Origin of the sequence: Polyangium sp. 6x1 (genome assembly GCF_029946515.1) — a bacterium.
In the GTDB taxonomy this organism is placed as follows: domain Bacteria; phylum Myxococcota_A; class Polyangia; order Polyangiales; family Polyangiaceae; genus Polyangium.
Map to the genome: position 1 here is coordinate 256,712 of NZ_JARZHH010000003.1, position 10,264 is coordinate 266,975.

At 68.4% G+C, this 10,264-nt stretch carries 6 protein-coding genes; 5 read left to right on the plus strand and 1 reads right to left on the minus strand.

Features of this window, described 5'->3' with window-relative positions:
- Window positions 1-269: 269 nt before the first annotated feature.
- Window positions 270-4,832, plus strand: coding sequence for a protein kinase (locus QHF85_RS06055; RefSeq protein ID WP_281326100.1), 4,563 nt, complete (start codon window positions 270-272; stop codon window positions 4,830-4,832).
- Between the two features lie 44 nt (window positions 4,833-4,876).
- Window positions 4,877-6,307, plus strand: a complete 1,431-nt coding sequence (locus tag QHF85_RS06060; RefSeq protein ID WP_281326101.1) for a sigma 54-interacting transcriptional regulator — start codon at window positions 4,877-4,879, stop codon at window positions 6,305-6,307.
- A gap of 11 nt (window positions 6,308-6,318) precedes the next feature.
- Here QHF85_RS06060 and QHF85_RS06065 read toward each other — a convergent pair whose 3' ends face one another.
- Entirely contained in the window at window positions 6,319-8,175 is a 1,857-nt protein-coding gene (locus tag QHF85_RS06065; protein ID WP_281326102.1) for a multicopper oxidase domain-containing protein, read from the minus strand.
- 552 nt (window positions 8,176-8,727) lie between these two features.
- On the opposite strand from QHF85_RS06065, the gene QHF85_RS06070 reads away from it, so the two are divergent.
- The 3 genes from QHF85_RS06070 to QHF85_RS06080 are packed head-to-tail and all read left to right on the plus strand — an operon-like array spanning window position 8,728 to window position 10,208.
- Window positions 8,728-8,961 (plus strand): MbtH family NRPS accessory protein, encoded by a 234-nt coding sequence (locus QHF85_RS06070; protein ID WP_281326103.1) that lies wholly within the window; start codon window positions 8,728-8,730, stop codon window positions 8,959-8,961.
- A gap of 12 nt (window positions 8,962-8,973) precedes the next feature.
- Window positions 8,974-9,720 (plus strand): thioesterase domain-containing protein, encoded by a 747-nt coding sequence (locus QHF85_RS06075; protein ID WP_281326104.1) that lies wholly within the window; start codon window positions 8,974-8,976, stop codon window positions 9,718-9,720.
- On the plus strand, window positions 9,717-10,208 hold the full coding sequence (locus tag QHF85_RS06080) for a DUF697 domain-containing protein (protein WP_281326105.1): 492 nt from the start codon (window positions 9,717-9,719) through the stop codon (window positions 10,206-10,208). The genes QHF85_RS06075 and QHF85_RS06080 overlap by 4 nt, the downstream gene beginning before the upstream one ends.
- The last annotated feature ends 56 nt before the right edge of the window (window positions 10,209-10,264 follow it).

Sequence of the window (10,264 nt, forward strand, 5' to 3'; positions counted from 1 at the left end):
TAGCCGACGCTGAGAGCCGAAATTTCGGCCTGGAGGATAGAAGACGCGTGCGAAGAGCGCCTTGCGCGTGACCCCGTTCCAGCTATCTCGACCGCTGCGATCCGTGGTCATGTTCGTCGAGGCGATGCCGTATGAAGTCTCCTGATCAGGTCGGGCGTGGCGCGCGCCCGCTATCGGGAGCGAGCGTCACCGCGGATTTCGCTTCTCGCGAGAGGACAGGGCGCCCGGCGCACCTTGTTTCGCCATCTTCCGCGTCCGGTGAGCGCGTCGTGTCCCGCGACGCCTCCCTTCCGCTCGAAGGCTTCCTCAAGCACTACGAGATCATCCGCAAGCTCGGCGAAGGCGGCATGGGGATCGTGCTGCTCGCGCGGGACATCAAGCTCGGGCGCCTCGTCGCCATCAAGCTCCTCCAGGACAGCGGACAGGCGACCTCGCGCCTGCTCGCCGAGGCGCGCGCGACGGCGCGTTGCAGGCACGAGAACATCGTGGTGATCCACGACGTCGACGAGATCGACGGGCATCCGTACATGGTCCTCGAATACCTCGAGGGCCGCACGTTGCGCGATGTCCTGTCCTCGGGCGCCCGAGGAGCACTCCCGCGGGGCCTCGCGCTCGACATCGTGATCTCGGTCGTCCGCGCGCTCGTCGCCGCGCACGAGCGCGACGTCGTGCATCGCGACCTCAAGCCCGAGAACATCATGATCCTCGATGCTGGGGGGGTCAAAGTGCTGGATTTCGGGCTGGCGAGGCCAGGCGATGGCCTGTACTCGAGCGACGGCGGCACGCTCGCGTACATGGCGCCCGAGCAATGGCTCGGCGAGAAGGTCGATGCGCGGGCCGATCTCTGGGCGGTCGGCGTGCTCTTGTACGAGCTCGTCGCAGGCGCGCATCCGCTCGCGCCGATCACGATGGAGCGGCTCGAGAGCGTCGCCGACGTTTCCGCGCCCATGCCCAGGCTCCGGGACGTCCTGCCCGAGCTGTCCGCGCTTTCCGACGTCGTGGAGCGCTGCCTGCGCAAGCCCCCGGAGGAACGATTCGCGTCGGCGGACGAGCTGCTCGCCGCGCTCGCGCCCTTGCGCGAAGGCGGAAAGGCTCTCGCGCTCGTCGAGGGCGAGCTGCCATTCGCGGGGCTCTCGGCATTTCAAGAGGCGGACGCGGGCCGCTTCTTCGGCCGCGAGCGGAACGTCGGGGCGCTCGTGGGTCGGCTCCGTCGTCAGCGGCTCGTCGCGGTGGCGGGCCCCTCCGGCGCGGGCAAATCGTCGTTTCTGCGCGCCGGCGTGATCCCGGCCTTGAAGCACTCCGGCGAGGACTGGGATGTGCTCGTCCTGCGCCCCGGCCGCGCCCCCGTGTCGGCGCTCGGCGACGCGCTCGGCGAGGTGCTGCTCGCCGAAGGCGGAATGGACGGCCCCGCGGCCCTCGGCGATCTCCGCGCCGAGCCGGGTCTGCTCGGCGCCCACCTTCGCGCGCATTGCCGCGCGCGCGGGCCCGGGAGCCGCTCGCTCGTCTTCGTCGATCAATTCGAGGAGCTCTATACGCTCGTTCCCGATCCGGCCGAGCGCGCCGCATTCCTTCAATGCCTCCTCGGCGTGGCCGACGACGCCTCGTCGCCGCTGCGGGTCATCGTGGCCATGCGCTCCGATTTCCTCGACCGCGTCGCGGAGGACCCCCATTTCCTGGCCGAGGTGACCCAGGGCCTCTTCCTCCTGCCGCCCATGGGGCGCGAGGGCCTGCGGGAGGCCCTGGTGCGCCCCGTGGAGGCCGCCGCGCATCGCTTCGAGGACGAAGCGATGATCACCGACATCCTCGACGAGCTGTCGCGCGCCAAGACCCCGCTGCCGCTCCTGCAATTCTCGGCCGCGGAGTTATGGGAGGCGCGGGATCGGGACGCGAAAACCTTGACGCGAGCGAGCTACGAGCGGCTCGGCGGGGTGGTCGGCTCGCTCTCGACCCACGCGGATGCCGTGTTCGCGGGGCTCTCGCTGCCGAGCCAGCGCCTCTGTCAGGCCGTCTTCCTGCGCCTCGTCACGCCCGAGCGGACGCGCGCGATCGTGAGTTTGTCCGAGCTCGCCTCCCTCACCGAAGAGCCCTCCGTCATGGAGGCGCTCGTCCAGCATCTCTGCGGCGCGAGGCTTTTGCTCCTCGAAGTCGGCGGTCTTCCGGGCGCGGTGACGGTGGAGCTCGTCCACGAGTCGCTCATCGAGCGCTGGCCGAGGCTCGCGCGGTGGCTCGACGAGGGCACGGCGGAGGCCCAGTTCATGGCCCGGCTGCGCGCCGCCGCATCGCAATGGCAGGCGGGTGGAGAGGCGTCCGGCTTGCTCTGGCGGGACCGCGCCGCCGAGGAGGCGCGGACGTTTTACGAACGACGGCGCGCGAACCCCGAGGCGCCGCGAGGTTTGCCGCTCGGCCGCGCGGAGGAGCGGTACCTCCGCGCCGTGATCGAGCTCCAGGAGCGCGCGCGGCGGAGGCGACAGCGCTCGATCGCCGGGGCGTTCGTGGTTCTCGGCACCGTGTCGGTCCTCGTGTTTTTCCTGGCCATGCGCGCCCAGGCCCAGGCCCGGCGCGCGGACGCCGAGGCCGCGCGTGTCAAGGAGCAGAATGCCGAGCTCGCGCGGGAGGCGCTGCGGGGCCGCAATGCCACGCGAATGCTCGCCGCACGCAAACGGATGGACGATCCCACACTGGTCCTCGCGCTCGCGCGGGAGGTCGAGGCCGCGGATATCCCGAAGGAGTGGGCCGAAATCGTGAGCGGCGCGCTCTCCTCCGGCGTCGCGCGGGACGAGGTCTCGGAGATCCACGGGGGCCTGCCGATCTACGCGGCGTACATCAGCCCGGATGGCGCGCGTTTCGTCACGGCGTCCCAGGACCGGACGGCGAGCATCCTGGCGGCCGGCGATTTCCGGAAGCTCGCCACGCTGCGTGGCCACGACGCGCACGTCTGGCTCGCCGCGTGGAGCCCGGATGGCGCGCGCATCGTCACGGCGTCCGGGGACAAGACCGCGCGGCTCTGGAACGCGGATGGCTCCGGGGAGCCGCTCGTGCTGCGGGGCCACGAGGGCGCGCTTTTTTCGGCGCAGATGAGCCCGGATGGGCAGAACGTCGTCACGGCTTCGGAGGATGGGACCGCGAGGGTGTTTCGCGCGGCGGACGGGAAGCAGATCGCCCTGCTCGAGCACGAGGCGGAGGTCACGAGCGCCGCGTGGAGCCCGGATGGCAAGCGCATCGTGACGACCTCGGAGGATGGGCTCTCGCGCGTATGGAGCGCGGACGGCACGGGCGCGCCGCTGCTCCTGCGCGGGCATACGAACGAGGTTGTCACGGCAACCTGGAGCCCGGACGGCGCACGCATCGCCACCGCGAGCAAGGATGCCACGGTGCGCGTATGGGATGCCTTCGAGGGCGCCGAGCGCCTCACGCTGCGCGGCCACGAGGACAAGGTCATGAGCGTCGCGTGGAGCCGAGACGGCAAGCGCATTGCTTCGGCGTCGAAGGACAAGACCGCGCGCATCTGGAATGCCGACGGCGCGGGCCAACCGATCGTCTTGCGCGGCCACAAGCACTGGGTCTACACGGCGGATTTCAGCCCCGATGGCCGCCACGTCCTCACGGCGTCGCTCGACAGGACGCTTCGGTCCTGGGATCTCGACGAGGTCGTCGCGCCGAGGCTGCTCGAGGGCCACACGGAGATCGTCAACGGCGCCTCCTTCAGCCCCGATGGTGCGCGGCTCGTCACGATGTCGGGGGACGGGACCGCGCGGGTGCGGCGCGCGGAGGGGGAGGGGAGCCCGGTCGTCTTGCGCAGCGCCGAGGGAATCGAAAGCATGAGGTGGAGCCCCGACGGCGCGCGGCTCGTCACGGGTTCGCGGGACGGAACCGCGCGGGTGTGGCGCCTCGACGACCCCTCTTCGCCCGTCGTCCTCGGCGGCCATCGGTCGCTCGTCTGGAGCGTCGATTGGAGCGCCTCGGGCGACCGGATCGTCACCGCCTCCAAGGACGGAGGCCTGCGCGTGTGGTCGGGCGACGGCTACGCGCTCCAGGCGGAGACGAGAATTCCGGTCGAATCCGAGGGCGTGGTGCAAGTGTGGTTCGAGCCCGCGGGCGCGCGGGTGCTCGTGTCGCACGAGACCGGGGGCATTTACCTGTGGAACCCGGGCGAGGGGGGCGAGCCCGTCCTGCTCGCCCGGGAGCCCCCGAGGCCCGCGCCGCCCTACTTCACCGGCGCGCGATGGAGCCCGGACGGCTCGCGCGTGCTCGCCCCGTTCGCGGACGGCACCGCGCGCATCTGGGACGTGCGCGACCCTCGGGCTTCGCTCGTGCTGCGGGGGCACGAAGCTCTCCTCACCTTCGCGACGTGGTCGTCCGACGGCGCGCGGATCGTCACGACGTCCCTCGACAGGACCACGCGCGTATGGCGCGCCGATGGCTCCGGGCAGCCCGTGGTCCTCCAAGGTCACGGCGATCGGGTCTCCTGGGCGAGCCTCAGCCCCGACGGCACACGCATCGCCACCGCATCCGCGGACACGACGGTACGCGTGTTTCGCGCGGACGGATCCGGGCAGCCGTTCGTGCTCAGCGGCTCTTCATTCGTCGCCGCGTTTACCGAATGGAGCCCCGACGGCAAGTACATCACGCAAGTCTCCGAGGAGAAAGTCGCCCGGGTATGGCGCGCCGTGGAGCCCTTCACCGGCCCCGACGACGCCCGACTCTGGCGGGCGACCTCGTATTGTATTCCTGTAGAGATTCGAAGAGAACTGCTCCAGATTACCGAAGCCGAGGCGCAGAGGGACCAGCGAGCGTGCGTGCGCCGCGTCGCGGAGGCGCGCGCCGCCGAGTGAGAGCCAGGCCGCTCGTCGCCTTGTGATACGGTGGTCAGCGCATCATGCAGAAGCCGATCTCGCTCGGTACGACCCAGAAGGCCGTGCGCGAGGGGCCGAGGGAGCAGACCCTCGCGCGTCCTTTCCTCTTCGTCGTGCTCCATTGCGACCAGCCGTCGCTCGGCGGCGCGCGGTATTGCCTCTCGGAGATCGACGTCGTCGACATCGGCCGGGGCCCCAAGCGCGTCGCCTCGCGTGACCGCGAGGGGGGCGTTCGGCGGCTCGATCTTCGCTTGCCCGACGGGGCCATCTCGAAGGCCCACGCGCGCCTCGTCCGGAGCGGCGATGGGTGGGCGTTCGAGGACATGGGCTCGCGGAACGGCTCTCATGTGAATGACCAGCCCGTCACGAGGACAGCGCTGCGGGACGGTGACTTCATCGAGCTCGGCCACGTCATCCTGCGTTACCGCGCGGGTTTGCCCTCGTCGCCTGACGCCAGTGCGGATCTCGATTTCTCGCGCCCGGCGGTCGGGGACCTCTCCACCCTCCTCCCGCCGCTCGCAGACAACCTCTACGCGCTGACGCGTGTCGCGCGAGCGCACATCCCGGTGCTCCTCCTCGGCGAGTCGGGCACGGGCAAGGAGGTGCTCGCGCGAGCCGTCCACGCCCACTCGGGGCGGACAGGGCCGCTCGTCGCGGTGAATTGCGGGGCGCTCACGGCGACGCTGCTCGAGAGCCAGCTCTTCGGCCATGTCAAGGGCGCGTTCACGGGGGCCATCCGCGACGAACCGGGGTACGTGCGCAGGGCGACCGGCGGCACGCTCTTCCTCGACGAGGTGGGCGATCTCCCGCTCCCCGCGCAGGCCGCGCTCCTGCGCGTGCTCGAAGAGAACGAGGTCGTGCCCGTCGGCGGCACGACCCCCATCAAGGTGGATCTGCGCGTCGTCGCGGCGACGCACAAGCCGCTCGACAAGATGGCCATCCGGGGCGAGCTTCGGGTCGACTTGCTCGCGCGGCTCTCCGGGCATCGGCACATGCTCACGCCGCTGCGGGAGCGGCTCGAGGACATGGGGCTCCTCGTCAGCGATCTCTTGCAGCGCTCGAAGGTGCCGGGCGCGAGCGAGCTTGGTTTGACCATCCAGGCGGGCAAGTGGCTCTTGTCGCAGCCGTGGTCGCTCAACATCCGGGAGCTCTCGCAGGTCCTCGGGGTCGCGGCTGCGCTCGCGGACGGGCCGCTCATCGAGCGCGGGCACCTGATCGAGCGGGGCCTCGGGACCGTCGCGCCGCCCGAACCCGAAGAGGAGAGCGTCGTGCCGCCGGAGCCCGAGGAGGAGAGGGACACGGCGCCGGAGGCGCTGCGCGGGCGTATCGTGGCGCTCCTCGAGAAGCACAGGGGCAACGTGAGCGGGGTGGCGCGCGACATGGGCAAGTCGCGCGTCCAGATCCACCGCTGGATACAGAGGTTCTCGATCAGCGTCGACACGTATCGCGGGTGATCGCGACCGATTCACGGCATCGGGCACGTGTCGGGCATCGACGGCTCGCAGAGCGCGTCCTTCTTCACCTCGAGGAGCTGCATCATGCCTTCATCCTCGTGCTCGAGGATGTGGCAGTGCAGCACGTACTTGCCTTCGTAATGCAGGAAGCGTGACAGGAACACGAGGGAACCGTCGACTCCCTCCATGCCGCTCGTGGGGATGAGAACCGTATCGCGCCAGATGGGCTGCGCCGGCTTCTTCCCGTTGATGGACGTCAGGAGGAACGAATTGACGTGGATGTGGAAGGGATGGATGGACTCTCGTCCCACCATGTCCCACTTGTTGACGATCGTCCATTCCTCCACGGCACCCAATGCCATGCACTGATCGATGCGGGTCTCGCAGAACGTCCTGCCGTCGATGGTGAAGTGGTTTGTCCCCTGATCATCGACGGATACAGTGAACTCGAGCTGGCGGTTGTTGTCGACCTGATTGCCAGGCTTCGCCATGTCGTCGAAGGACGGGTAAAGCGCAGGCGGCGTGAGCGCCTGCGGGATTTCGAGGCTCTTGTCCGGCTCCCCCGAGACGATCACGGTGGCGAGGACCTGCGGCGCCCAGCAGACGAAGTCGAGGTAGCCGAGCGCCACCATCTGGTAGGTGCCCGCTTCGAACTGAGTGAGCAGGTCGACGCGGCCTCCCGGCGGGACGACGAACTCGACGTCCGAAACGGCGTCGGCCATTGGCATCTTCAGGGGAGCCGCGTAGGTGATCCCGTCCGTCGCGACCTGGTAGTACGGGACCGACTTCGCCCGCACCCCGTCCCGGTCGAGCACGGGTGGCCCCCCGTTGCTCGCGCAAGAATAGCCGAAAGGATCATAACCGGGCTTCGGGAGCGACGTCGCGGCGTCGAGCTGATCGTCCGGCACGCGGAGGAAGGCGATGTCGAGCGGTGCACGGAAGCCCGTGTGAAGGACCCGGAGGCGCTGCACCTCGCTCGGGCGCATGCGAAGGATCGGGTTGATCTGGCCATTGACGTGGAAGAAATCCACGACGCCGGCAGGCAAGGGGCCGGCCGCGCCCATTTCTTTGTACGTCGCGAGGCGGGTCTTCCCCGTGCATGCATCCTTGGTCTGGAGCATGAGCTCGCCGACGACCAGGAGCTGCTCCTTGCCCTGCCCCGCCTCGGGCTCGGGTGAAAACATCTTGTCGAGGTCGTCTTGCCATTCGTCGCGAATGATGATCGCCCCGGCCATGCCACCGGCCACCTGGATGGCCGTCGCTCCGTGGAAGTGCGGGTGATACCAGTAGGTCCCGGCCGGATGATCGGCCATCGTCCCATCCGGCATGACGGAGCCTTTGGGGATGTCGATGACGAAATCGTAGCTTTCGCCAGGGCCAATCTCCAGGAAGACGTCATCGCCGGGGGGGCCGGGGTCGACGTGCAGACCGTGCGTGTGGAAATTGGTCGTGTTGTTCTGCATGCCCGGGCCATGCCCGCCATGCCCGCCGGTGGTCCCCATGCCGCAATCGCCGGGGTCCACGGCGCTGCCGTCGTCCGGAAGGCCGTTGATGAGCTTGAGCTTGAGCCGATCCCCCGGGGCAAGCTCGATGCTCGGGCCCGGGATCGTGCCCGTATACGTTCCCTCGAAATTCGCGTTTCCCGCATTCACCTTGAGGCCGGTGTACGCGCGGGTCATGAACGTATACTGGCCGATCGTCACCTCGACCTCGGTGATCGTGATCTCGATGTCGAGCAGGCCGTCCTTGGATCGGACCTTGGCAGGGTTCGAGAGCTCTCGGCTCGGAGCCGGCGTCGGCGGCGTGGGCGGCTTGTCGTCGGAGCTGCAACCGATGGTATCGGGCAGCAAGAGGCCAGCGCCGATCATGGCGCCCATGCTCAAAAAAAAGCGCCGGTCGAAGGTGACCGTGGCGCGAGCCCGATTCTTGTCAAAGGAAGGTTTGTTCTGGGACGTCACGAGTGGCTGCTCCGAGCGGCGCGCCTTGCAACGCTCGGGCCATCTGTCCGACCGAGAACACCCTCCCGCCGGTGAGCATGCACGCACGAAAGCAGGCGGCCACCAGCGGAGGGCCGCCGACGGGAGCGACCTGTACCTGTAACAGGGACCTGTAACAGGGACCTGTACCTGTAACAGGACCTGTAACAGGTCCCTGTTACAGGTCCTGATACAGCGGTCGGACCCTGTCACCCCATGCTGTCATGACACCGACGCGTCCGGGCTGATCTCCGACGCAAGCAAGACATCTCATGGGCTGGCATCTCGCTTGCTACGTCGTGGGCGTAACGTCTACCCCAAGAGAACCTAGATAGAGCGCCACCCCCGAGCGTGCGCCAAAACAAACGTTCGCCATCAGCGGTATCGCCTGTTGGGCGACATCCAAGGTGATCTTTCGATACCGGGGTAGCAATAGGACCCACGATGAGTGTCTTCGACGACGCAGATGCCACCTTCGAGGTGGTCGTGAACCACGAGGAGCAATACTCCATCTGGCCTGCCGGCCGGGAGATGCCTGCGGGCTGGCGCCTGGCAGGGAAGCGTGGGACGCGCGCGGAGTGCCTCCAGTATATCGAGGAGGTTTGGACCGACATGCGGCCGCTCAGCCTGCGCAAGCAAATGGACGCGGCCGCGGCTGCGGCCAAGCCGCAGGCCTGAATCGAAGGTTTCATGGAGCCGATTCCGGGCGCGTGGTTCTGGAGGCCCAGGCCCGTGGCATTGCCGCGGGCGCGGCTCTTTTGTTTCCCCTACGCGGGGGCGAACGCGATGGTCTTCAGGACCTGGTCCGCTCACCTGCCGCCCGACGTGGAGCTCGTCGCCGCGCAGCTCCCAGGTCGAGGGCCGCGAATCCGAGAGGCGCCCATGACGAGCATGAGCCCCCTGGTGGAGGCGCTCGGGCAGGCGCTCGCCCCGAGCCCTATCCCGTTCGCGATGTTCGGGCACAGCATGGGCGGGCTCGTCGCGTTTGCGCTTTGCCACTGGCTACGCGCGCGTGGCTTTCGGGCGCCGATGCACCTCTTCATTTCCGGCCGCCGCGCGGCGCAGTTCTCGGACTCCCGTCCACCCACCGGGGAGCTGACCGACGCGCACATCCTCTCCTGCATTCGAGGGTATGGCGGAACGCCCGCGAGCATCCTGGCCGAGCCGGGGCTCATGAAGCTGCTCCTGCCCGTTTTCCGGGCGGATTTCGAGGTCCTCCTGTCCTACCGCCACGTGCCGGCAGAGCCGCTCGATGTTCCGCTGACCGCGCTCGGGGGCACGAAGGACGATACGGTGCAGCCGGCAGAGCTCGAAGGATGGCGCGAGCAAACGAAAGGTCCGTTTGCGCTCCGCATCCTGGAGGGCGATCACTTCTTTTTGCATTCCGCCGAGGCGGCTCTGCTGCGCGTGGTCGGGCAGGCTTTCGAGGGGATATGACGTCGGAGATCGAATCGAACGACGTGCGTCCGCACGCCGGCCGTGCGGAGGCGATCATCCGGCGGAACGTCCTCTGGTCGCTCGTGGGGGGCGTCCTTCCCGTGCCCGTCGTCGACGTCGTCGCAATCAAGGGTGTTCAGCTCAAGATGCTCAAGGAGCTCGCCGATCTTTATGAAGTGAGCTTCACCCGTGACATCGCAAAGACGCTCGTTGGCACCCTCATCTCCAGCACCGGGAGCGTGGGCGTGGGGGCCACACTCGGATACGGATTCGTCAAGCTCGTCCCCGGAGTCGGCACGGCTCTCGGGATCATCTCGACGTCGGTCGTCGCGGGTGCGGCCACGTACGCGCTTGGCAAGGTCTTCATGATGCATTTCGAGACCGGTGGTACGTTCCTCGATTTCGACGCGGCCGCCATGCGGTCGCATTTCTGGTCGGAGCTCGAGAAGGCCAAGGAGACCGTCGCCAAGATGCAGCAGGAGCCGTAGGCCTGCTGGTCGGTCCTCGGGCGCGGATGGATACCAAGAATCAATCACGACATACG

Excerpts from the sequence above, each read along its gene's own strand:
- QHF85_RS06080 (WP_281326105.1), top strand. The coding sequence starts at position 9,717 with ATGACGTCGGAGATCGAATCGAACGACGTGCGTCCGCACGCCGGCCGT.
- QHF85_RS06060 (WP_281326101.1), top strand. The coding sequence starts at position 4,877 with ATGCAGAAGCCGATCTCGCTCGGTACGACCCAGAAGGCCGTGCGCGAG.
- QHF85_RS06075 (WP_281326104.1), top strand. The coding sequence starts at position 8,974 with ATGGAGCCGATTCCGGGCGCGTGGTTCTGGAGGCCCAGGCCCGTGGCA.
- QHF85_RS06070 (WP_281326103.1), top strand. The coding sequence starts at position 8,728 with ATGAGTGTCTTCGACGACGCAGATGCCACCTTCGAGGTGGTCGTGAAC.
- QHF85_RS06065 (WP_281326102.1), bottom strand. The coding sequence starts at position 8,175 with ATGATCGGCGCTGGCCTCTTGCTGCCCGATACCATCGGTTGCAGCTCC.